Below are 22944 nucleotides of genomic sequence, written 5' to 3'. Positions count from 1 at the left end.
CTACCGCCCCTGGCCGTTCACCGAGGCCCATAAGGCTTAAAAACAGGATTGGCTGAGCGCTGGTGTAAAAACGCTCACTGAACGTGGCGACAGGTGTCGCCACAGAGGGGTTAAAAACTGTGGCCGAGGTGCTCTCTTTTATTGATATCAATTGGCCGGGTGACGCTGTTATCCAGAATGACGTGCCAGCAGGAGCTGCCCGTATCCGGTTGCAGTGTCATATGCCAGCGGGCATCACCGCCGCCATTTGGCCCCGCTTTCCGGTGTGGTCCGGCAATCACCTTGAGCGTACCGCTGCAATAAGCATCATTAAGCTGAGAATCGATGGCACACGCTTTTTCAATCAGGCGTTCCGTATAGTTCTTGCTGAAACGCGGATCCTTTTGCCAGTTGGTTGCCCAGTTAGCGAGATGCGACATAACGCCTCCATTTGCAGGTGCTCAGAGCACAACGCCCTGAGCAGGATGAATCAGTTACGCGGTAGCGCGTTCGCTCCAGGAATCGGAGTGGATGATGTTGCCTTCTTTATAGGTCCAGGTGATCTTTTCGTAGCGCAGCTCAACGTGCTCCAGATGGTTGTGCTTCTCCTTTGCCGGATCTTTGGTGTCGTGCATCACCGGATTCACCTTCACCACCTTCACGTTCTCAAGCTTTGTGTTGAAGTACTCAACTTCCTGACCCGCGTCGTTGATGCGATACCATTTGAACTCCGCCGATTTCAGAGTCTGTCCGGTGGTTACCGCTTTGTAGAGATACGGGCTTGACGCGTCGATTTCTTTAGTGAGCAGAAAGGGCGTATGAATACGGGTGCCGGTCAGCTTGCCGGTATTGTTGTCGGTAGGGATGTACAGGTTATGCTCCTGTGCCACCACCTCAATGCTGCCCTCGCGACTCTTCACATCTACAGACCCTTTGATGTCCGCTCCGCCATCATTCTTCAGCCACAGATAAACCGGAATTGCCATGGTATTGCTCCTTTTCAGATTAAGAATGGCCATCATCCTGTGATGACCGGGTGAGTCCGTCCGCTACGTGACAGGCGTCAGCCTGCGGTACCAGACTGATTTCGACGCGACGGTTACGCGCGCGACCCGCCGCGGTGTCGTTGGCGGCAAGCGGGCGGTCATGACCGTAACCCTGCACCGCAAAACAGCTCTCCGGCACGTCGCCGGTGTCGCGCATCCAGTTGCGCACGGCTTCCGCGCGTCTCAGTGAAAGCAGCTGATTACCCTGTGCACTGCCGGTACTGTCGGTGTGGCCGGCTATCACAATCAGCCAGCCGGGCCGGGCTTTGATATTCACCAGCGCGTGGAGCAGCACCTTGCCGGAATCGGTTTTTAGCGTTGCCCTGCCCGATTCAAATAGCGACAGGCTGTCAAGGCGCACCGTTTCTGGCCCCTGTACGACCTGCCGGATAACCGGGGCCGGCGGCGGGGGCGGTGCCCAGCGGTGTATGGCCGCATTCACCGGTGCGGTCAGCCGCATGCCCTGATAGAGCCCCATACCAAACCGCATCGGCTCACCGCTGCGCTGCCACTCATCCAGCAGCGCGCGATCGCGGATAAGCGCATTGCGCGCAAGGGTTTTCGCCGCAATGGCGTCATCAGGCAGGCTGCGCCACAGGTCAAGGTGATCGGTCACGCTCTGTATGAGGCGCTGGTTGTGAATGAAAGAAAAAAGCATGGCGAGTGCCAGAAACAAACCCAGCATCAGGCCAGCTATGCGCAATTTGCGTAGCCAGCGGCTGATCCCCGGCCGCCGCGCCAGGCCGGACAGAAGGCGATCCGGCAGCGGTAGTGAAAGCGGGGATTCGTTGTTTTCAGATGAAAGCGTGGTCAGCCCGGCAACATGCTGCTGCCACAGGTTGTCCGCCAGCGCCGGCGACGGCGTCAGGCAGAGACCGATCTGGCAGGGGCGCGCTGAGTGCGAAGCGGCAAACTGCCCCGCATACCACTGCATCACGCTTTGCAGCCTGAGCGCGTGGTGAACAGAGTGCGCATCCTGTGCTGCCCATTCACTCAGTGAAAGGCGGGCACGTTTGTCCGGATGAAACTGCAGCTCTGGATGGTCGGCCGTCAGGCTGAACCAGTATGTGCCGCTATCCCCGGACGAATTCCATATCACCGTCCGGAGCGGCGGCAGTCCGTTCAGCACGCGGCGGCACTGCAGAAATGCCCGCAGCCATACGCACTGCTGCTGTGTAAATATCTCTGCGGAGGTGTGCAGTCCGGGGACGATTGCCAGCATTACTGACAGCTGCGGCATCAGTGACGGAGAGTGAAGAGCCAGCCGTTCCGCCAGCGCGGATAACTCACCGGGCTGGCGAACGTTCAGATACCATCCCTGCCCGCTCTCATGGTGGTCCCGCTCGCCAAACAGCAGCGCGGTGTCTCCTGTCACGAGGATCACCGGCCGGCGCCAGGTTTCAGGTGGCAGGCTGGCATCTGCAGCAGAGTGACTGTCAGAGGTGGACCGCTGCAACCGCCACAGAATAAACGCAGATACCAGCAGTATCAGTCCGCAGAACATCGCCCTGTTCAGCGGCTTCAGACCCCAGTACTCCACTACCAGCAGCAGGGCAAGTCCGCTCCCCAGCAGCACCAGGCCCTGACGTGAATCGGGTCGGAACATTACTGCGCCCCCGCAATGTGCGACACCATATCTGCCAGCGCTGACTCCAGCACGAACCAGAGTCCGGCGAGCAGCATCACGGCCACTCCCCAGCTCAGCCAGTAAACGCGGCGTCCGGTGCGCAGACCTGCGGGCCGGATAACCAGCGGTGCATCTTCCGGCAGCGTAAACGGCGGCACCCGCGCAGCCAGCGCATTCACCACATCCTCACGGCGTTCATCATCCTGAGCGCGATAGTGCCCGACGAAACCCAGCTGCAGCGTGCGGTAAAAGCAGGTCAGGACAGCGATCTCCGGCGCTGGCTCATGCAGCACGGTACGGATGCGATCCCATAACGCTTCCCCGCCGTTCAGGGAGCCAAAAAAACGCACCTGCAGCGGATCACGGCTCCAGCGAGCCCAGCCATCATCCTGAACTCCCCGGTTCAGTACCGCCTCATCCAGCAACACGCAGAAGGCATATAACATATGGTCGCAGCTGGCCTCGCTGACTCCGGCTTCTGACAGCGCTTCACGGGCTGACTTGACCCAGTTAACCGCCTCACGATAGAGCGCGTCTCCGTTTTCAATTTGCTGCCCGCCTCGCAGCTGGCTTACCATCAGCCAGCCCTGAAAAAAGAGTCGTTCCGTCAGTTTGTTAAGATTATTCATGAGCGCAGCACCGCGTAGAGTTCCAGCTTCAGCTCACCCAGCGATTCCGGGGTATAAAAAGTACAGCCGCCGGAGGCAAGCATCGCCTTCGCCGCATCCGTTGAAAGATCCAGCGCAAAGTACTGGTTCTCAAGGCGCAGCGGAATAGCCGCAGGCACATGGGCTAGCGGGCGGATGGTCATACCGCTCAGGGCAATATTCACCACTTCAGAAACGTCAGCGTGGCTGCCAGCCTTGCACAGCAGCGGAAAACGCGCCTGAAGTTCGTGATTTGGCAGAGACGATCGAACAGAGAGATAAAAATCTGCCCCTTCGCGCAAACGGGCATCGTGCAGCTTTCCCTTCCACAGTACGCCCTGATTCTCCAGCTCAATGGCGATAACACGGGAAGGCAGACTCGCCTCCAGCAGCGTGTCCAGTAGCATAAAGAGCGGCGGGAAAACCTGCTCCGGCAGCTCATGCCGGTAGCGTGGGATCTCATCCGGCGTATTGCTGAGGGAAAACGTCAGCAGGCTGCCTGCCAGCCGCACCAGCTCGCGATAAAGCAGTTCAGGATGACGTGACGGCGCGTGGTGCAGCTCTGTCAGTACCGGATCGGCGCTGTTCAGCGCATTCAGCAGCCAGAACAGAGAAACGTCGGATACGGCAAAGTCCGCCATACGCTCATTGCTTTCGCGGCGCAGCTGCATCAGATGCTGACGCCGCGCCTGCAGGCGGTGCAGCAGGTCACCCAGCCCCGTAACCAGCGCCGGACAGGCAGTCAGTGCCAGCATGGGCGGGATAAATGCCGCGTCGCGTACCCACTCTCCCTGCGCATTGCGCTTAAGACGGGCTACCGGACAGGTCAGATACGCGGCGTTTTCCTGATGCGTCAGCCGCAGCCGCAGGGCATAACGCTGCACCGCCATCTCCGTGATCTCATGACCGGCCAGTTCCTGCACGCGCTCCCGGGCGGCGACCCAGCGGCGCGGACGCTCGCTTTCGGCATCGTTGACCAGATTACCGCCGCTTGCGTTGATGAGCGGTAATGCCAGCACCACCTCCACACAATCCCGATCTGTGACGTTCGTTAAGTCACAAACTGGCGGAAGCGCATCAGCCAGGCGGGTATCAACCAGCGTGCCATCGGTAAAGCGGACGGCAATGCGCGTCGCATTCAGTTTTGAGAGTGCCAGCGCGCCGTCATCGAACTCTGCACACAGCACTCCCCATGGATGAGCCAGCGTCATACCTGCGACGGTACCGGCCACATGCGCGTCCCACATCGCCTGCTGCTGGAACTGCTGCGGCGTCAGAAACGCGCCCTCTTCCCATAACGGACGGTAAATTTTCATTCCGGATGGCCGCCTTACGCTTTCGCTTTTGGCATCCGGGATACCAGTGACAGGTTGACGTCCATGCCTTCCACCTGAAAGTGCGGCACCGCAAACAGCTTCACGCGGAAGAAGCCTGGATTGTCCTCAATGTCTTCCACCACCACTTTTGCTTCACGCAGCGGGTGCGAAGCCTGCAGCGCATCGCCCGGATTTGTCATCTCCGTCACCAGCGTTTTTATCCAGTTATTGAGCTCCAGCTCCAGCAGGCGACGATCTTTGGTGGTTCCGATGTTCTCGCGCTGAATCAGCTTCAGGTAGTGCGCAATACGCGACAGCAGGAAGATATAGGGCAGGCGGGCATTGATACGGCTGTTTGCCGTAGCGTCAGCCGTGTCATACAGCGCCGGTTTCTGCGTGGAGTTTGCCGAGAAGAAGCAGGCGTAGTCGCGATTCTTATAGTACGAGAGCGGAATAAAGCCGAGGTTCGCAAACTCAAACTCGCGGGTTTCCGGGATCATCACCTCTGACGGGATTTTCACCTGGTTGCCGGTGCCGAGATCGTAAAGATGAATAGGCAGGTCATCTACTGCGCCGCCCGCCTGCGGACCGCGAATTTGTACGCACCAGCCGTTGCTGATGAAACTTCTCACCATATTTGCGGCAAAAGCGAACGCGGCGTTTACCCACAGATATTTCTCGTGGTCCGGGCCTTTCACCTCCTCCGCGTAGTTAAAACTGCGTACCGGCATGGTGTCGGGGCCCCAGGGCAGACGACCCAGCACGCGCGGCATGGTCAGGCCGATATAGCGGGCATCATCGGTTTCGCGGAAAGATTTCCACCTGATGTACTCAGCGCGATCAAAGTAGTTGCCGATATCCTTAATGGCCGCGACCTCTTCCATGGAGTCTTTCAGGAAGAACGCCGGACCTGCTGAACCGATAAACGGCATATGCGCAGAGGCTGCCACTTTAGAGATGTTGCGCAGCAGCGCGATATCCTGTGCGGATGCATCAAACTCATAGGCTGAAATGACTGCCCCAATCGGCTCACCGCCTGGCATATCGTATTCGGCAACGTAGGTCTGCAAATAGAGACCGCTCTGGACTATTTCCGGCGCATCTTCAAAATCCTGGCGCAGGTCATCTTTCGATATGTCCAGCACGTCGAGCTTCACGTTCTGACGAAAGTCGGTTTTATCTACCAGGGATTTAAGGCCGCGCCACACCGACTCAACCTTCTGAAACGCCTCATGGTGCATCACTGCATCCAGCTGACGGCTAATCTGCGCATCAAGCTCAGCAATGTGGTGATCCAGCAGATGCTTGTCGAGTTTCTCAACCTGTGTGTTGCTGCTTTTCAGACGGGTAAGCAGCACCTGTATGGCCGCGGTAACGCGCTCATCGGCCGAGGCGTCTGACAGCGCCTGACTATCCTGCCAGACGTTCAGATCGCTGAGTTCAGAGACCGGATTGAGATTGATTTTATCAAACAGCGAGGCGTAAACGCCCTCCGCTGCCGGGCGCTGCGGCACGGCGGCACTGCCCGCAGACAGGGTTTCATTCTGAACTGACATCAGGATTGTCTCTCGTATTAGTCCGTTAAGGGGAGAATTCAGTCGTGGTTACTGGCGAGGGCAGAAAGCTCGCTGCGCAGTTCACGGCTCAGGGCCGGATCTCTGAGAATGGTTTCAAACTCTTTGCGAAAGGTCGCATTGTCGAGCAGGTTGGATTTCAGATCGCGCAGCAGGTTGCGCATGGCCAGCATCACATTGAGCTGCGGGATTTGACGGGCAACCTGTTCCGGCTCGAAGTCCTTCATGCTGCGAAATGTCAGGCTGACCTGTTGTTCGCTACCGTCAGCGGCGACGGCGTCTGGTACAGCGTAATTTACCGCAGGTGAAAACTCGCTCAGCACGCTGTCAAAGTTGTTTTTGTTGACGCTGATTTTTTCGCGTTCAGAAACTACACGCTTATCTCTGCCGTTGCTGAAATCGCCTGTCACCAGCAGTTTCAGCGGCAGCTCAGTTTTCTTCTGTGCCCCGCCGGTATGCAGGTCAAGGCGCAGATTAATACGTGCTTTAGGGATCTCGTTTTGATAAGAATTGCTCATATTTACTCCTGTAAAAATGGCGAAAAAAACAGATAACCCCTCTGCTTCCTTAGGGGTATGGCGTGAATATAAAATAGGCCGGATTAATAAATCAACCGCATGGGTTAAATTCTTATAATTGATTTATATAGAAAAAAAGCGGAAATTCGACTTAAGTCATTGAAATTGATTTTTAAAACATTGTTCAGATTTATCTGAAAATTAATCGATTGTATTTTTCATTCCGCCAGGTTATGAGACCTCTGCGCAGTTAACTTGATCATTATCTTTTAACTGTTTTTTTATGGAACAGTTCCTCGATGTAATTAACAAGCAGGTAAAACCAGACGCTTTTAATCGCGCTCCATACCGCACACCTGCCAGCGCACCGCACTGACGCCCTTCTCCAGGCTGATGCGGCTGACAAGATTTTCCAGCTGCTGGGTCAGATTGGGCTTACCCAGCACTTCGGCGCTGACCATCATGCGCTGCGAGCTGTCGATATCTTCACTCTGCAGCGACTGCAGGCGCAGATCGCTGTTGCCTAAACTGTGCAGCATCAGGCTGCGTACCTGCACCTCATCCTGCGCCAGGCAGGTGATCTGCACCGTATAGTGCTGCACCGCTTCGGCGGCCGGCACCAGCGTCTGACGGTTGATGCTCCGCGTCAGTTCGCGCAGCAGAATGTTAGCGCTCAGGATGATCAGGGTGCCGATAGCCGCCTCCAGCAGCAGCCCCATGCTGCACAGCACCCCTACTGCCGCCGTGCACCAGAGCGTGGCAGCGGTGTTGAGTCCGCGCACGTTCAGGCCATCACGCATAATCACGCCGCCACCGAGAAAGCCGATGCCGGAGACCACGTAGGCGGCGATGCGCGATGCGTCATGGGCAATACCAGGTACGCTCTGCGTCATCAGTACAAACAGGCAGGCACCGGTGCTGACCAGCGCGTTGGTGCGCAGGCCGGTCATGCGCTGCCGCAGCTGGCGTTCGCTGCCGATCAGCGCACCCAGAATCAGTGCTGCAGTCACCCGCAGCAGGAAAATTTTCCAGTCCATTTTATCCTCCGCATGTCAGCAGACGCTGACAACAGCTCAGAATGAAAGAATGGATCGCAGCGGGCGACGTGCTGCACGTGAGGCAGCAGATGAACAGAGGCCATTCGGGAGGGAATATGCCATCTCAACGCGCGGTTAAGACAGCGGGAACACTATCTTAGCGCGGACGCCTTTTGCGATCGTTTGGGACAGTTGTCCAAGAGAGTGCTCCTGTTAAGTAAACCGCCGCGATTTTAAGCACAGAAAGTCGCGTAATCAAACTGATTTCCCGTCTGTTTAGGGATGATTGACCGTTTTTTGCAACAGCGGGAGCACGGCAGCAGGCGCGCCGTTCTGATGCGATTTGCGCTCCCCTGACCCGGAATACGCGTGCTATCTTAGCTGCTCGCTTAACTGCAATCGGATAAGAAACAATGGCAAAACAGCGCGTAGGGATTGTCTTCGGCGGCAAATCTGCTGAGCATGAAGTCTCATTACAATCAGCAAAAAATATTCTGGATGCGCTGGACCCGCAGAAGTATGACGCGGTGCTGCTGGGCATTGATAAACAGGGCCGCTGGCGGCGCTATGACGCCGGCCGCTTTCTGCTCAACGCTACGGATCCGGCGCGCATTGCGCTGCACCCGGAGGGAGAAGCCGTGGCGCTGATACCCGGAGGCGAGCGGGCGCAGTTTATCGGCTGTGAGCAGGCGGAGCCGCTGCCGCATCTGGATGTCATTTTTCCGATTGTGCACGGTACGCAGGGGGAAGATGGCTCACTGCAGGGGCTGCTGCGCATGGCGGATGTCCCGTTTGTCGGCTCGGATGTACTGGGGTCCGCTGTGAGCATGGATAAAGATTTTACCAAGCGTCTGCTGCGTGATGCCGGTCTTCGCGTTGCGCCGTGGATCAGCGTGACCCAGGCAGAGCGCGACACGCTGGACGCGGCAGCGGTCATTGCGCAGCTGGGCCTGCCGCTGTTTATCAAACCGGCTAATCAGGGATCGTCGGTGGGCGTCAGCAAAGTTACCGATGCCGCTGAGTTTAACGCTGCTGCCGATTTAGCGTTTCGTTTTGACCGCAAAATCCTGATTGAAACAGGGATTAACGGGCGTGAGATTGAGTGCGCGGTGCTGGGTAACGACGCGCCGGAAGCGAGCCCGTGCGGAGAAGTAGTGGTGCAGGATGCGTTCTACGCCTATGACACCAAATATATCAACGCCAGCGGTGCGCAGGTGGTAGTGCCGGCAAACATCAGCCGGGAAAACAGCGCGGCTATTCAGGCAACCGCGCTGGCCGCCTTCAAAGCGCTTGAATGTTTTGGCATGGCGCGTGTCGATGTGTTTCTGACGGATCGCGACGAGATCGTGGTGAACGAAGTGAATACCCTGCCCGGCTTTACCAATATCAGCATGTATCCCAAGCTGTGGCAGGCGGTGGATCTGAGCTATCGCGATCTGATCAGCCGCCTGATTGAGCTGGCGCAGGCGCGACATCAGCAGCGTCAGCGCTTAGCCAGCACGATGTAAGCGGCGCTCAGGCCACATGACTGGCGCTCAGCGCGGCGGCGGGCGCCACCTGGTTACGTCCGTTGCGCTTGGCGCTATAGAGATGTTTATCTGCTGCGGAAATCAGCCGGTTAATCACCTCCGGCCACTCCCGCTCGTGCCGCGCGCAATCCCACGCCAGGCCCATGCTGGCCGTCACCGTCACGCTGTTTCCTTTGATCCAGAACTTTTCGCGCGCCAGCGCCTGGCGCACGGACTCCGCCAGCCGGTAGAGCTGTTCCGGCACGGCATCAAACACCACAATCACAAACTCTTCGCCGCCAAAGCGGCAGATCATGCCCTGCTGCTGCGCCACCTGTTGGATACGTCGCCCAATCTCTTCCAGCACGCTGTCACCGGCGTCGTGTCCGAAGTTGTCGTTAATGGTTTTGAAGTAATCGACATCCAGCATGATCACGCCGGTATGGCGCTGCAGAGAAAACGGCATCTGTTTCAGCTGTTCATACAGGCCGGAGCGCGACAGCTGCTGCGTCAGCACATCGACGTTTGCCCGCAGCGCCAGACGCTGATTAAGCTGACGGATAGCGTCCATACTGACCGCCACCAGCAGCGGGCTCAGCGCAACGGTCGCCACCCCGAGGCGTGCCGACGTAAGGTGGCCAATCGGCAACAGCGCGTCGTTACCCTGAATATTCATCACGCCGTGAGAAACCAGCACAATCTCTGTAATACCGGTCAGCAGGATCACCACGCTGGTGACCGGCATAGGCAGCACAATCGCACACCAGATCAGCGCCGGCACCGGAAAGGTCAGACTGCCGGCGCCGCCAATCAGCGCGCCCGCTGTCAGCGACAGCACCACGGCGAGCAGCGGCAGCAGCGTCGCCGGCGTCAGCAGCTGACGCAGAGAGACGCTGCGCAGCGGGCGGGCCAGCATAACAGGCAGCAGCATCAGCGAGGTCGAGATCTGTTCGCTGAACCAGTCAGCCCATGCGACCACAAAGCGCGCATTGAAATCGATGCCCTGCGCCCAGGCGCCCCAGGTCGCACAGGCAGCGGCCCCGAGTAAACAGGCGGGAAAAATGCGCATCGCATTGACGACCTGACTGCTGGCAGCCGGTGTCTGCAGCGGTCTGATCAGCATACAGACCGCGACAAGCGTAAACAGAATATTGGCGATATTGATTGTGACAGCAGCAAAGGCCCAGCCTGAAAATACCGTGTCGTTAAAAATCATCGCGGCCAGAGCAACAAGATAGCTGGAGGGCGTATGCAGAAAAGGCTGACGGACAATCAGCCCGGCAATCAGCGCATTAACAGGCCAGAACAGTGAAAACTCTTCAGGGACCCGCAGGTGGCTGCCAAGAAAACAGAAAAAGAGCGTAATCAAGAAAAGCGTGAGAGCATTTTTCTTATCGTTATGTTCATCAAACAGCGAAACGCGCATTCATCCGCATCCTGTAACCTGAAATCGTTGCCGCGTTGCAGTGGCACCCCCTTTTATTGAACATCAGATCGTGCGGTGCCAATTCAGCGAACAGGTTCGGGTTTACTCTCCTGTTCGGCTGGCTAAGGCATCCGGCCTGCAGACGTTCTGCCGCCGATTATGCCGCGCCCGAACAAAAACCGTCTACCCGTGATATCCGATTTTTGCCGGGTATAATCACCTACTTAACGGCTACCGGCCACTGGCTCAGCCGTATGCCCCGCTCCGGCGCATTTTCGCCAAAGTCGCGCAGAACCGCTTTCACATCCGGATCGAGATATTCCGCGTTACCCTGCTCCACAATCACCAGGCTGTTTTCCGGAATTTCTGCCAGCACGCCCTGCAGCTTAGGGTTATGCATAAACGTCAGGTTCTGGTGAAAACGCAGGACATAGTGATCGTCATGGCGGGTGAGCTGCAGCGCATTGCGGTGACTCTGATAAATGCTGCAGAGGATCTGCACGGCAATCCCGAGGAAAATACCGGCCAGCATACCCAGCAGGATGATGCCGCCAATCGTGGCCAGAAAAGGCACCGACTGCGCCCACCCCATCCGGATCTGCTCAGCAAACAGGCGCGGCGTCGCCAGCTTGTAGCCGGTGTAAAGCAGTACAGCGGCCAGGCTGGCCAGCGGGATCGCGTTGAGCAGCGAACTGAACCACAGGCCGCAGACCAGCAGCAGGACGCCATGGATCAGAATTGAGAGCTTACTCTGTGCACCGACGCTGACGTTAACCGAACTGCGGACAATGACGGCGGTAATCGGCATTGCGCCCAGTAATCCTGCCGTTAAGTTACCTATTCCCTGCGCCACCATCTCTTTATCAGGCGAAGGAGCCGGATACTGCGGGCGCAGTTTTTTCAGCGCCTCCTGGCTGAGCAGCGTCTCCAGGCTGGCGACCAGCGCCAGCGTGATCGCGACCACCCAGACGGCGGGATTCTGCCACGCCAGCCAGTCCGGCGTTTCCAGCTCAGCGGCCAGCGCGCTAAGGCTGTCAAACGCAGGCAGTACGATACGCGGTAACCCGTCACCCAGCGCTGGTAAGAGCCGGTCTCCGGCGAAGGTTGCCATACAGCCAATCAGCACCGCCACCAGCGGACCGGGGATCCAGCTGAGCACCCTGACTGACTTAACCAGCGGCGTGGTCCAGAGCCAGAGCGTCAGCAGGCCCGCTGCGGCCACGCCTGCCGCGCTTGCTGAAAACGCAGTATTGGCTGACAGAAGCGCCCCCAGCCCGCCCTCTCCGGCTGCGCCCAGCGCCACCGGAATCTGCTGCATAATCAGCAAAATGCCGATTGCGGCCAGCATGCCTTTAATCACGCTGCCGGGCACCAGCGCGATAAACCGCCCGGCGCGCAGCAGGCCCAGCAGGCACTGCAGGACACCCGCCAGAATCAGCGCGGTCAGAAAAGCAGAAAAACTGCCCAGCGTCTGGATGGACGCCACCACAATCGTTACCAGCCCTGCTGCCGGGCCGCTGACCGCAAAGCGCGACGGACTCAGCGCGGTTACCAGCAGCCCGCCAATTACACCGGTAAGCAGACCGGCGAAAGGCGGCAGACCGCTGGCCTGAGCAATGCCCAGGCAAAGCGGCAGCGCCACCAGAAATACCACCAGCCCGGCCGGAATATCCTGCCGCAGTGTTTTAACGTTCATGGCACATGCTCCTTAGCTGATTGCGGTACAGATGACGCAGAGGGTATTTAACATAGCCTGAGCGGTGCTCATGACAGGGTAAAACGGCGCCGCGATATTTCACTGATAACGGTTTTTGTATCATCACAATTATCTTCTCTTTATGCCTGCGTATCTGATTTGCAGATAATAAATGCCCTCTGAGCAGGAGGCCGTAAACCTCCGCAGCGGAGACAAAGCAGCTTCACCTCACAAAAATTGGTTATAGCCGCTTAAGATTTAAGTTGCATCTTTATTATTTAACGCCGCGGGACGGCAGCCGTTTTGTAAAATAAAAGTCAGGAAAGGTAATTAATAAGTCAGTTTAAGCAAGCATATTTAAAAGAGGATAATTAGTTAAAGCGATTATATTTCAATGGATAAAAATCTATAAAAAATAACGCAAGAAGCTGGCTGACAAAAATATACATATTATCTGGCAGCAGCGTGCACCGCGCTGGCTAATAATCGCACTATAACCAGGATAGTTCTTAGTTATTAAAATTAATGCTTAGCGCAATAATCTGTATTACCCGGAAAACATCAAAATTATCCACTCATCGCTGGCGTAAAATCAGGTTATATATCATGAAATGCCGCCAGCGCCTGGCAGCTAACGCAAAATGTAAATATGCGTGGCTCTGACGGTAAAACGTAATCCCCTGCGCCGCCGGGTGTTTTTTCAGTGGTCAAATTATTTACCGTTCCACTCTTTTATGCAGTTACTCCGGCTCTGCCCGGCAATCTCAGCGCAGGCCATCGTGAAACACAGCGCTGTGATACGGGCAGCTATAAGCTGAACGCATGACGTTAGCCGTGATGAGAAAGATATCTGCCGGAGCGCTGTAAAAACGTACCGGTTAACGTAAGCTGTGCGCAGTCGCCGGTTACGTTCAGGTCACAGGAGAGAAGTATGGAGAGTAAAATCTGCGGTCCGCGTTCAGCGCTGCTGGATAGCCTGACATGGCTGGAGTATGCCTTTCAGCCTGCGGGTCTGCCTGCACCTGAGGCTGCCGCTTACGGACATCAGCGTCACAGCGCCCGCGTGGTGTTATCGGGACAAAACCGGCCGCCAAAAAGCTGTGAATCTGACGGTGTGATTGCTGAAGATAACCGTCCGGTAGCGGTTTATACTGCCGACTGCCTGCCGGTGCTGTTTGCCGATCCCGTGCAGCAGCAGGTGGCGGCGATCCATGCCGGGCTGAACGGCACGCTTAGCGGAATTCTGCAAAGCGCGCTGGATGCCCTGCTGGCACGCGGCGCGAGTATCGATACGCTTTGCGTCGCTATCGGTCCGGCCATTGGCCCCTGCTGTTATGAGCTGGGCGAGGATCGTATCCGCCAGATGCAGCAGCGCAGCGATCTGCCGCCGCTGCAGTGGACGCATCAGCAACCCGTGAATCCGCAGGCGGTACGTGCGCAGGCGCAGGCGCAGCAGCAGGGGGCGTGGTTCAGCCTGCCCGGGCTGGCGCGCAGCATCCTGCTAGAGCGCGGACTCGGGCCGGCACAGATTGATGCGGTCAACGTATGTACCTACTGTATGGCCGAGGCGGGATCCAGCTACCGGCGCAATACCCACTTCAGTAGTGGATACCAGTCGCGCTTTTCGTGGATCCGCCGTCGTTAATCGCTTTGCTGCCCTGTGAGCAGCCGGCCCGTGGATAAGCGCGCTAAGCGTCAGCAGAGCCGCGGCTCCAGGCGGCGAGATTGGCGCTTCCTTCTGAATCTCCACTGTTTAAAATGTTGCCAGGCAGGCTCTCGGGCCACGCACTACACGGCTACGCGCATACCGCCATCGACAAACAGCAGATGTCCGTTAACGAAATCTGAGGCGGCAGAGGCCAGAAAGATGGCGGCACCAATCAGCTCTTCCGGCTTACCCCAGCGCGCAGCAGGCGTACGCTTAGTCAGCCAGCCGGTAAACGCGGGATCGTCAGCCAGCGGCTGCGTCATCTCGGTGACAAAGTAGCCCGGCGCAATCGCATTAACCTGAATGTTGTAGCGCGCCAGCTCGACGCACATTCCCCGCGTCAGCATGGTGACCGCCCCTTTAGAGGCCGCATAAGGCGTGATGGTGTCGCGGCCCAGCTCACTCTGCATTGAACCGATATTGATAATTTTGCCGCGCTGGCGCGTTACCATCTGCTGCGCCACTTTTTGCGAGACAAAAAACACGGCGGTCTGGTTTACCGCAATTACGTCGTGCCAGTCCTGTTCAGGAAACTCCAGAAAAGGCCGCCGACGCTGGATGCCGGCGTTATTTACCAGAATATCGATGGCGCCCCACTGTGCTTCAATTTCATCGATCGCCTGATGCACCGCGCCGGAATCGGTTACGTCAAACGCTTTGGCCCGGGCGACGATCCCCTGCTCGCGCAGGGCGGCGGCGGCGCGCTCTGCCCCTTCAGCTGTGGTCGCGTTAATAATCACTTCGGCGCCGGCTTCACCCAAGCCCTGCGCCAGCAGAAACCCGATACCGCGTGCTGAACCGGTCAGCAGTACACGCTTGCCGGCCAGAGAAAAGAGTGCGTTCATAGTATCTCCCTAAAAAGTCAGCTGAACTTTTGCCGCGCGGGTTTTATCGCTGGCAAACTGCAGCGCCGCATCGATATCCTGAAGCGGGTATTCCCCGCTGTAGAGCGGCAGCGGGTTGATAACGCCCTGCGCCAGCCACTCAACTGCCGTATTGAATTCATGCGTAAAACGGAACGATCCCGTCAGATTTATCTCTTTGGCAATCAGCGTCATCAGGGGGAAATCAGGAAATGCGCCGCCCATTCCTACCTGCACCACCGTGCCTCTGGCACACACAACTTCCAGGCAGCGCTGCAGTGACGCCGGATGGCCGGACGCTTCAAACGCAACATCGAAGTAGCCCTTATCCGCCATCCAGCCGGTGAAATCGCCGCTTGCCGCGTTAACTATTTGCGTGGCACCCATTTGCTGCGCCATCTCCAGCGAACGTTCACTGATATCGCTGCAGACAACCTCTGCAGCACCACGCGCCTGCGCGGCAGCGGCAATCAGACAGCCAATTGGCCCGGTGCCGGAGATAAAGATACGCTTACCGGTAAGATCGCCAGCCTGATGCGTGGCGTGAATGCAGACCGCGAGCGGCTCAGCAAACACCATCACCTTTTCATCGGCATCCTGTGGAAAAGGCACGCACTGGCTGCTCGCCACCACTTTGTGCCGGGTAAATCCGCCATCGACGTGCGGGACATACATTGCACTGCCAAAAAAGCGCATGGCGGTACACTGGTTCTCCTGCTGGCGCTGACAATATTTGCATTCACCGCAGGGTTTAGCCGGATTGACAGCCACTTTTTGCTGCGGCTGCAGGCGGGGATCGTCGCTTTCAATGACGTAACCAATCACTTCATGCCCGAGTATCATGGGCATTTGCAGCGCAAAGCTGCCCACTTTTCCCTCCTGGTAGTAGTGCAGATCGGAGCCGCAGATTCCGCCGCGCGTAATGCGCACCAGCGTGCCGGAGCCATCCCATTGCACCTGCTGCTGTGCGACACTGACCTGCTTTTTGCCGGTAATAACGCAGGATTGCGTTTCAATATTCATGTTTATCCTGTGAGTCTGATGATGTGACGACTATAAAAACGGGTTAAACAGGATAAAACTGTGATGAACATCACTCAGAACGATGTTACAGAAAAGATGTTACCGGGAACGTGAACTGGCTATCAGGTTGCTGCGCTCGGGCGCGGCTGCCCTGCGCGATTACCGGGCTGACAGCAGCTCCCGGCTATATTTAAATAGTTCCGAATCTGAACGGACGCCGAGCTTTTTCAGCGCCGACTGCTTCTGTCCGCTTACCGTCTTCCGGCTTCGTCTGAACTTGGCCGCAATCTGTGAAACGCTCATGCCATCAAGAAAGCAGCGGATCACTTCTGCTTCACGCGGGCTTAATAATCTTATTTTTTCGTGAAGAACCGGCTTACAGCTGATACAGAAATCATCGTCCGCCTTTTTTCCGGAAATGGCATACAGCGTCTGGATCTCTTCAGCAAGGTGCGTGGCTAAAAACAGGTTATTCTCAGCAACGGATCTGACCGCCGCCAGTACCTCTTCAAAGGGATGGCTTTTACCGATAAACCCGTTTACGCCGGCCCGGAGTACCATTCTTGCTACCGCCGGGCTTTCGGCAGAGGTTAAAACCAGCATTTTCTGCATCGGATAGTGATTACGTATTTGCTTTATTAGCGTCAGGCCATCAATTTCACGCTCGCCCAGCAGGAAATCCAGAATCAGAACATCAACACTGTGCGTACTTAACGCGCTGAAAAGCTCGCTGCCGGAAGACCAGGCAGCAACAAGGTGAATATCGGGATGATTTTTCAGACATAGCTCAAAAACCAGACGAATCATAGGATGACCGTCAAGAACAGCAATACGGACTGGCTGAGTGTTTAAATCCAATCTGCCTCTCCTCTAAAAGTATATGACAGGTAAAAGGGCTATATCGTTTAACCTTTTCAGTTAACTCAGTGGTAATAGCAGGAAAATCACCTTCACAATGTGATTATTCAGGTAATTATATAAAACCGATAAATAAAAAATTGTTAAGATATGGAATTAACTGCTTCACAAATAAAATAAAGGATAATCCACCCAGAAAAAGAGGCACCCCGGCTGCTGGCTGCCGCTAACTGTGCGGGCTGGCGCGCAATAAATATATCACTCATCCGATCGCACCATTCAGCTGCGCGCTATGATTAACAAGCATCATTAATAACATTAAAATAGCGGTTAAAATGATAAATTCTCTGTCTGACTCTATCTGAAGACTTATTTCCAGATTACTTTCCCGCTATAATATTTAAAACTCAGGCGAGTTGCGATGAACACAGGTTGCCGCGGTCTGATAATTACCCGGCGTTTCCGGAAAAAGGAATCCATGATGATATATAAAAAGTGCTAAGTCATTAGCCCTGTACTCTGGCCCTTTCAGGGCGCGCCGGTCCTTCCCGTGCGTAACGAAGACAAGCTGATACTTCGTACGTAACCTGCCGCCCTGCTTTTTTTGACGTCTCTCACAAGCTCAGCGTCCCCCTCTTCCATCATGCGCGATTACCGTTAGAGTTAACTCATCCGACCACTTTCGAGTACCCGATCATGATCGAGCACTACCCCTGCTTATTTACGCCTCTCGATCTGGGATTTACCCGGTTAAAAAATCGTTTTCTGATGGGCTCAATGCATACCGGACTGGAGGAGCACCCTGACGGGGCGGAGCGACTGGCCGCTTTTTATGCTGAGCGCGCACGCGAGGGCGTGGCGCTAATTGTAACCGGCGGCGTCGCGCCGAATGCGCAGGGTGTGGTGGCACAGGGTGGTGCGATGCTGACCGATGAAAGTCAGTGCGGCTGGCATCGTCAGATCACGACGGCGGTCCATGCGCAGGGCGGAAAAATCGCGCTGCAGATACTGCATGCCGGACGCTACAGCTATCAGCGTGCGCTGGTAGGCCCTTCCGCACTCCAGGCGCCTATTAATCCTTTTACTCCGCATGCGCTGAGCGAAGCAGAAATTGAACAGACGATTGCCGATTTTGCCCGCTGCGCCCGTCTGGCACAGCAGGCGGGCTATGATGGCGTAGAGATCATGGGCTCCGAGGGGTATCTGATTAATCAGTTTCTGACGGCGCAGACTAACCAGCGCACTGACGCCTGGGGAGGCGATGTGCAGCGGCGGCAGCGCTTCGCCCGTGAAGTGACGCAGGCGGTACGCCACGCCACAGGCGAAGACTTTATTGTTATTTTCCGGCTGTCGCTGCTCGACCTGGTGCAGCACGGCAGCACGCTGGATGAAACGCTGATGCTGGCTGAAGCGCTGGAAGCGTGTGGCGTGACGCTGTTCAACAGCGGTATTGGCTGGCATGAAGCGCGCATCCCGACGATAGCCACCTGTGTCCCGCGAGCCGGCTTTGCCTGGGTAACCCGCCACCTGCGCGAACGCGTATCCGTACCGGTGATTGCCACCAACCGGATCAACCACCCTGACGTGGCTGAAGCCCTGCTGCGCGACGGGACTGCTGATATGGTTTCAATGGCACGGCCATTTCTGGCGGATGCCGCGTTTGTCTCCAAAACGGCGCAGGGTCAGCCTGAAGCTATCAATACCTGTATTGCGTGTAATCAGGCGTGCCTCGATCAGATTTTTGCAGGCAACGTGACATCCTGCCTGGTCAATCCGCGCGCCTGCCACGAAACCCTGATGCCGGTTGTGCCGGCCACGCAGCCGAAGCAGCTGGCTGTGGTTGGCGCCGGTCCGGCAGGCATGGCTTTTGCCCTGCAGGCGGCTCAGCGCGGGCATAAGGTAACGCTCTATGAAGCGGAGGCGGAGATTGGCGGGCAGTTTGGTATCGCCCGACAGATCCCGGGTAAAGAGGAGTTTAGCGAAACCCTGCGCTACTTCCGCCATCAGCTTGCGGCAGCGAAGGTGACGCTGCGGCTTAACCACCGGGTCTGTGCCGAAGAGCTGACAGACGCGGATGAAATTATCATTGCTACCGGCGTAACGCCGCGTCAGCTCTCTATTCCTGGCATCGATCATGCCAGCGTGATCGGCTATCTGGATCTTCTGCGCCATAAAAAACCGGTGGGTCAGCGCATCGCCATTATCGGCGCAGGCGGCATCGGTTTTGATACGGCCGCCTATTTACTCCATTCATCAGAGGATTTTTACCAGCGCTGGGGAATCGATCGCACGCTGCAGGCGCGCGGCGGCATTGTTCCTGCCCGGCCACCCTCTCCCGGCCGGCAAATCTGGCTGCTGCAGCGTAAAGGCGGGAAGCCCGGAGCGGGCCTGGCGAAAACCACCGGCTGGATCCACCGCGCCAGCCTGCAGGCGCACGGCGTAGAGATGTGGGGGGATGTGGAATATCTGCGCATTGACGATGCAGGGCTGCATCTGCGTCACCAGGGTAAACCGGTCACGCTGGCCGTGGATAATATTGTGGTTTGCGCCGGTCAGGAGCCGCTGCGCCTGCTGGCTGACGAGCTGACCGCACGCGGCAAACCGGTGCGGGTGATCGGCGGCGCAGATGTGGCGCAGGAGCTGGACGCGCGGCGGGCTATTGCACAGGCTACCGCGCTGGCGCTGAGTCTGTGATCAGCGCAGTTTGACCGCGCGCAGCACCACAAACTTGGCGCTGGACGCCACCAGTTCGCAGTTACCAAACAGCTTCTTCATCTTCTGGTGATAGCCGAGGTGCCGGTTGCCCACGATGCGCAGCTCACCGCCATACTGCAGGCAACGCTTTGCGTCGCGCAGCATCTGCCACGCCAGGTGATCGGTAACCGCATGCTGCTGGTGGAACGGCGGATTGCACAACACCGCATGCAGCCGGTCGGAGGGAAAGCCGCTCAGCACATTATTAACGCGGAACTGACTGCGCGACAGATCCTGCGGGCGGTTAACCCTGACGTTCAGCTCGCTGGAGGCGACCGCCATATAAGATTCATCATAAAACAGTACCTCAGCCTGCGGATTCTGCTTCAGTGCCATTAAGCCAATCACGCCGTTGCCGCAGCCGAGATCCATGATTTCGCCTTCAATATTGTGTGGCAAATGCTGCATAAACAGCCGCGCGCCAATATCCAGCGAAGTGCGTGAAAAGACGTTGGCGTGGTTATGGATCTGGTAAGGCGTCTCATCGAGTGGCCAGACGGTAGTGTCCGCCGCCTCAGCCAGCGCCGGGGCGCTGTAACGGCTGTAGATCAGACGCGCTTTTTTCCAGGCCAGCGACGTTTTACTCTCACCCAGAATTCGCTCAAACAGCTGCAGGGTGGAGTTATGAATATCTTTTGCTTTGGTTGCCGCCAGAATCAGCGTCTCTGGCGTGGCCACGCTGCGCAGCGCACGCAGCTGATGCTCCAGCAGCGCCAGCGCTTTGGGAATTTTGATTAAGACAGCAGCAGGCGCCGCAGGCAGCGCGCTCAGGCTGTCAATAAAGTGAATGCGATCGTCAGACAAACCATTTAAGCGCAGATTCTGTCTGGCTGCCTGCTGGCTCAGCCAGGAGTCGCTGACGTGCCAGATCTCCCGATCCTGCAGGCCACAGGTTAATGCCCCAAAGCTGTCATTGAACACCAGCACCGGACCTTCCGGCAGCGTCTGCTGCAGCAGATATTCATCGGCAGCATCCCACGCCTGTAACGGGCTCTCTTCGCGCATCGGCGGAAAGCGCTCCAGCGTAAGGGTGCTATGGGTCAGTTCAAGTTGGCTCATGGGATCTCCGGCGTGGTACACTTTGCGCAATTTTCGCCCTGAAAAGGGGGGCGCAGTATACTGTCTTTCGTCAGGAATCCCAATGTCATTAATTTATCTGCAGGGTTACCCTGAAAATATCCTCGAACAGGTGCAAATGCTGATTGATCATCAGCGATTAGGCGCGTTCCTGCAGCAGCGCTATCCCGGGACGCATGATGTGGTCAGCGATCGCGCGCTGTATGACTACACGCAGGCGATAAAAAATCGCTATATGCGCAGCGCACCTCCGGTAAGCAAAATCCTCTGGGATAATAAAATCAAAGTGATGAAGCATGCGCTGGGGCTGCACACGGCCATTTCCCGCGTACAGGGCGGCAACCTGAAAGCTAAAGCGGAGATCCGCATCTCCACCTTTTTCCGCCTTGCTCCTGAGCCTTTCCTGCGCATGATTGTGGTGCACGAACTCGCCCACCTCAAAGAGAAAGATCACAGCAAAGCGTTCTATCAGCTCTGCTGCCATATGGAGCCTGACTATCATCAGCTGGAATTTGACGCGCGCCTGTGGATGACCGATCAGGCGATGCGCGGCAACGCAGCTTAAAGAAACTCCTGTGCTTTCTGAATCAGACTGGTTTTGGTCAGGGCGCCCATAAAACAACGCTCCTGCGGATTATTCAGTACCGGCAGCCGCTCGAGCGTCACGCGTGAAAATGCCTCCCACCCTTCGCGCATGCTCTGTCCCTGAAAAATGCAGGGAAAGTTGCTATCCATGACGGTGCTGACCGGCGAGTCCAGAGTGATCTCCTGCGCCAGTACCTTGCGCGAGATCTCGTGAATGGAGACCACGCCCAGAAACTGCCCCGCCTGATTCAGTACGTAAACATAGCGTTCACGCTTCAGCGAGCTGACCGCCAGCGCCTGTCCGACCGACTCTTCCGGCTGCAGCGCTGCACCGGGAATAATCAGCTGGTCGACACGCATATGGTCAAAATCATACCAGGCTTCAGAACGGCTCAGGTGATGGCTGACCACCGGATAGGTGCTGGCGGACTGCAGGCGGTAGACCACCATTGAAGCCAGGACTGAGGCGATCATCAGCGGAAACAGCAGGCTGCTGTTAAGCGTCATCTCCAGTACCATCAGCATCGCCATCAGCGGAGCCTGACTGACAGCGGCCAGCACGGCGGCCATGCCTATTGCTGCATAGAGCAGCGTATCGCCCACCGGCAGCTGCAGCGCGGCTGCGCTCTGCGCCAGAATCACCCCGAGCAGGGCGCCAATCAGCAGCGAGGGCGTAAACAGTCCGCCGACGGCATTTGAGCCTACGGAGAGGGTTGTCGCCAGGGTTTTGAGCAGCAGCAGCAGCAGCAGTCCGGTGATGACATAGTGCCCCTCAATGATCTTCACAATCACTTCATAGCCGTTGCCGAGAATATCCGTGGAGAGCAGCGCCAGCAGGCCGACAGCGACGCCTCCTGCGCCAAGCCGCAGCGGCAGCGATCGCACGCGGCTGAATAGCCGCCGGCTGCGGCCAATCAGCGCGATCAGCAGCCAGCCGGCAACGCCTGCTACCAGACCAATCAGCACTGTCATCAGCAGGCTCACTCCATCCATCTGAAACAGCGTATCGGCAAGCGGATAAAGCGCATTGCGAAAACCCAGCGCCCACATGGTCATCACCGCCACCGCAGAGGCGACAATCAGCGGGATCAGTCGCTGCAGGGCTGAAATACCAAAAGCAATTTCAGCAACAAAGATCGCCGAGGCAAGTGGCGCGTGGTAAACCGAGGAGAGGCCCGCTGCTGCCGCCATGGCGACAATGTCGCTGTTGCGCAGATTGAGCGATGCCGGCAGCCAGCGTCCCAGCAGACTGCCGCTGAGCGCTGAGAGCTGTACCATCGGCCCCTCTTTACCGATTGAAGCGCCGCTGCCAATGCTGGCGATTGAAGAGAGCGCGCGAAACAGTGAGGTGCGCGTCGGCACGGCATCCAGCCTGGCGTTAATCACTTCCAGGTAGTCTGTTTTTACCGTTTGCTGCTGCTCAATTGCGACGGCATAGCGCAGGAACCAGCCCGCCAGTACGCCGCCGCCGCCCACCAGCAGCGGCCAGAAGATCCACGGCCAGACGTGCATCGCCACGGTGATCTCATGGTCACTGTTAAACAGCAGCTGGTTAATCACATCGATAATGCCACGAAACGCCAGCGTTACCAGCGAGGCCATCAGCCCCACCGGAATGGCGATCAGCAGCGTGGTCCAGTTTAATGCATGTTTGCTTCCGCTCACCCGGCTCTCCCGTTCGCAGGCTTTCAGACACAGGGGC

At 57.0% G+C, this 22944-nt stretch carries 19 protein-coding genes; 4 read left to right on the top strand and 15 right to left on the bottom strand.

The window, feature by feature from the left end; genetic code table 11:
* Positions 1-110 precede the first annotated feature (110 nt).
* The 8 genes from FS690_RS10085 to FS690_RS10050 all read right to left on the bottom strand — a co-directional run bounded on the left by FS690_RS10085 (position 111) and on the right by FS690_RS10050 (position 7744).
* Entirely contained in the window at positions 111-419 is a 309-nt protein-coding gene (locus tag FS690_RS10085; RefSeq protein WP_039380466.1) for a hypothetical protein, read from the bottom strand.
* Positions 420-473: 54 nt separating this feature from the next.
* A complete protein-coding gene (locus FS690_RS10080) occupies positions 474-965 on the bottom strand; it encodes an Hcp family type VI secretion system effector (RefSeq protein WP_039380468.1) in 492 nt (163 codons plus the stop codon).
* 19 nt (positions 966-984) lie between these two features.
* The gene (locus FS690_RS10075) at positions 985-2631 is read right to left on the bottom strand and encodes an OmpA family protein (protein WP_186368985.1); all 1647 of its coding nucleotides are present in this window, start codon (positions 2629-2631) and stop codon (positions 985-987) included.
* Entirely contained in the window at positions 2631-3281 is a 651-nt protein-coding gene (gene tssL / locus FS690_RS10070) for a type VI secretion system protein TssL, short form (protein WP_071669200.1), read from the bottom strand. Before tssL ends, FS690_RS10075 begins: the two co-directional genes overlap by 1 nt.
* A complete protein-coding gene (gene tssK / locus FS690_RS10065; protein WP_145339536.1) occupies positions 3278-4615 on the bottom strand; it encodes a type VI secretion system baseplate subunit TssK in 1338 nt (445 codons plus the stop codon). Before tssK ends, tssL begins: the two co-directional genes overlap by 4 nt.
* A gap of 14 nt (positions 4616-4629) precedes the next feature.
* On the bottom strand, positions 4630-6171 hold the full coding sequence (tssC, locus tag FS690_RS10060) for a type VI secretion system contractile sheath large subunit (protein WP_186368984.1): 1542 nt from the start codon (positions 6169-6171) through the stop codon (positions 4630-4632).
* Between the two features lie 38 nt (positions 6172-6209).
* Entirely contained in the window at positions 6210-6707 is a 498-nt protein-coding gene (gene tssB / locus FS690_RS10055) for a type VI secretion system contractile sheath small subunit (RefSeq protein ID WP_104085399.1), read from the bottom strand.
* Between the two features lie 332 nt (positions 6708-7039).
* Positions 7040-7744: an MgtC/SapB family protein gene (locus FS690_RS10050; protein ID WP_108569935.1), complete on the bottom strand. Its 705-nt coding sequence runs from the start codon at positions 7742-7744 to the stop codon at positions 7040-7042.
* A 413-nt stretch (positions 7745-8157) separates the two neighbouring features.
* Here FS690_RS10050 and ddlA point away from each other — a divergent pair, with 413 nt between their 5' ends.
* Positions 8158-9252: a D-alanine--D-alanine ligase gene (gene ddlA / locus FS690_RS10045; RefSeq protein WP_104085398.1), complete on the top strand. Its 1095-nt coding sequence runs from the start codon at positions 8158-8160 to the stop codon at positions 9250-9252.
* A 7-nt stretch (positions 9253-9259) separates the two neighbouring features.
* On the opposite strand, the gene FS690_RS10040 is transcribed toward ddlA, so the two are convergent.
* Positions 9260-10678 (bottom strand): GGDEF domain-containing protein, encoded by a 1419-nt coding sequence (locus FS690_RS10040; protein ID WP_094111012.1) that lies wholly within the window; start codon positions 10676-10678, stop codon positions 9260-9262.
* A 220-nt stretch (positions 10679-10898) separates the two neighbouring features.
* On the bottom strand, positions 10899-12374 hold the full coding sequence (locus FS690_RS10035) for a SulP family inorganic anion transporter (protein WP_145339534.1): 1476 nt from the start codon (positions 12372-12374) through the stop codon (positions 10899-10901).
* A gap of 931 nt (positions 12375-13305) precedes the next feature.
* On the opposite strand from FS690_RS10035, the gene FS690_RS10030 reads away from it, so the two are divergent.
* Complete coding sequence (locus tag FS690_RS10030) at positions 13306-14019, top strand: polyphenol oxidase family protein (protein WP_039380486.1); 714 nt, start codon at positions 13306-13308, stop codon at positions 14017-14019.
* Between the two features lie 143 nt (positions 14020-14162).
* Here the strand turns inward: FS690_RS10030 and idnO are convergent, their stop codons facing one another.
* From idnO to FS690_RS10015, 3 genes are all read right to left on the bottom strand, one after another.
* Positions 14163-14927: a gluconate 5-dehydrogenase gene (gene idnO, locus FS690_RS10025; RefSeq protein ID WP_039380488.1), complete on the bottom strand. Its 765-nt coding sequence runs from the start codon at positions 14925-14927 to the stop codon at positions 14163-14165.
* A gap of 9 nt (positions 14928-14936) precedes the next feature.
* Entirely contained in the window at positions 14937-15968 is a 1032-nt protein-coding gene (gene idnD / locus FS690_RS10020; protein WP_113655524.1) for an L-idonate 5-dehydrogenase, read from the bottom strand.
* Positions 15969-16127: 159 nt separating this feature from the next.
* Positions 16128-16826 carry a response regulator transcription factor gene (locus tag FS690_RS10015; RefSeq protein WP_039380492.1) on the bottom strand — a complete coding sequence of 233 codons (699 nt, stop codon included), beginning with the start codon at positions 16824-16826 and terminating at the stop codon, positions 16128-16130.
* Between the two features lie 696 nt (positions 16827-17522).
* Between FS690_RS10015 and FS690_RS10010 the strand changes: the two genes are divergently transcribed.
* Positions 17523-19520 carry an NADPH-dependent 2,4-dienoyl-CoA reductase gene (locus FS690_RS10010; protein WP_145339532.1) on the top strand — a complete coding sequence of 666 codons (1998 nt, stop codon included), beginning with the start codon at positions 17523-17525 and terminating at the stop codon, positions 19518-19520.
* Here the strand turns inward: FS690_RS10010 and rlmG are convergent, their stop codons facing one another.
* A complete protein-coding gene (gene rlmG / locus FS690_RS10005; protein ID WP_145339530.1) occupies positions 19521-20639 on the bottom strand; it encodes a 23S rRNA (guanine(1835)-N(2))-methyltransferase RlmG in 1119 nt (372 codons plus the stop codon). It abuts the gene before it with no gap.
* Positions 20640-20721: 82 nt separating this feature from the next.
* Here rlmG and FS690_RS10000 point away from each other — a divergent pair, with 82 nt between their 5' ends.
* On the top strand, positions 20722-21222 hold the full coding sequence (locus FS690_RS10000; RefSeq protein ID WP_145339528.1) for a M48 family metallopeptidase: 501 nt from the start codon (positions 20722-20724) through the stop codon (positions 21220-21222).
* On the opposite strand, the gene FS690_RS09995 is transcribed toward FS690_RS10000, so the two are convergent.
* Positions 21219-22907, bottom strand: coding sequence for a chloride channel protein (locus FS690_RS09995; RefSeq protein ID WP_145339525.1), 1689 nt, complete (start codon positions 22905-22907; stop codon positions 21219-21221). The genes FS690_RS10000 and FS690_RS09995 overlap by 4 nt on opposite strands.
* Positions 22908-22944: the final 37 nt, after the last annotated feature.

The sequence above is a fragment of the Pantoea sp. PSNIH1 genome (assembly GCF_007680655.1).
In the GTDB taxonomy this organism is placed as follows: Bacteria; Pseudomonadota; Gammaproteobacteria; order Enterobacterales; family Enterobacteriaceae; genus Pantoea; species Pantoea eucrina.
Note: the sequence above shows the minus strand (reverse complement) of the source record. Positions and strands in the feature narration are given on the sequence as shown.

Bases quoted from the DNA above. Each gene is read 5' to 3' on its own strand.
- FS690_RS10085 (WP_039380466.1), bottom strand. From the start codon at position 419: ATGTCGCATCTCGCTAACTGGGCAACCAACTGGCAAAAGGATCCGCGT.
- FS690_RS10080 (WP_039380468.1), bottom strand. From the start codon at position 965: ATGGCAATTCCGGTTTATCTGTGGCTGAAGAATGATGGCGGAGCGGAC.
- FS690_RS10075 (WP_186368985.1), bottom strand. From the start codon at position 2,631: ATGTTCCGACCCGATTCACGTCAGGGCCTGGTGCTGCTGGGGAGCGGA.
- tssL (WP_071669200.1), bottom strand. From the start codon at position 3,281: ATGAATAATCTTAACAAACTGACGGAACGACTCTTTTTTCAGGGCTGG.
- tssK (WP_145339536.1), bottom strand. From the start codon at position 4,615: ATGAAAATTTACCGTCCGTTATGGGAAGAGGGCGCGTTTCTGACGCCG.
- tssC (WP_186368984.1), bottom strand. From the start codon at position 6,171: ATGTCAGTTCAGAATGAAACCCTGTCTGCGGGCAGTGCCGCCGTGCCG.
- tssB (WP_104085399.1), bottom strand. From the start codon at position 6,707: ATGAGCAATTCTTATCAAAACGAGATCCCTAAAGCACGTATTAATCTG.
- FS690_RS10050 (WP_108569935.1), bottom strand. From the start codon at position 7,744: ATGGACTGGAAAATTTTCCTGCTGCGGGTGACTGCAGCACTGATTCTG.
- ddlA (WP_104085398.1), top strand. From the start codon at position 8,158: ATGGCAAAACAGCGCGTAGGGATTGTCTTCGGCGGCAAATCTGCTGAG.
- FS690_RS10040 (WP_094111012.1), bottom strand. From the start codon at position 10,678: ATGCGCGTTTCGCTGTTTGATGAACATAACGATAAGAAAAATGCTCTC.
- FS690_RS10035 (WP_145339534.1), bottom strand. From the start codon at position 12,374: ATGAACGTTAAAACACTGCGGCAGGATATTCCGGCCGGGCTGGTGGTA.
- FS690_RS10030 (WP_039380486.1), top strand. From the start codon at position 13,306: ATGGAGAGTAAAATCTGCGGTCCGCGTTCAGCGCTGCTGGATAGCCTG.
- idnO (WP_039380488.1), bottom strand. From the start codon at position 14,927: ATGAACGCACTCTTTTCTCTGGCCGGCAAGCGTGTACTGCTGACCGGT.
- idnD (WP_113655524.1), bottom strand. From the start codon at position 15,968: ATGAATATTGAAACGCAATCCTGCGTTATTACCGGCAAAAAGCAGGTC.
- FS690_RS10010 (WP_145339532.1), top strand. From the start codon at position 17,523: ATGATCGAGCACTACCCCTGCTTATTTACGCCTCTCGATCTGGGATTT.
- rlmG (WP_145339530.1), bottom strand. From the start codon at position 20,639: ATGAGCCAACTTGAACTGACCCATAGCACCCTTACGCTGGAGCGCTTT.
- FS690_RS10000 (WP_145339528.1), top strand. From the start codon at position 20,722: ATGTCATTAATTTATCTGCAGGGTTACCCTGAAAATATCCTCGAACAG.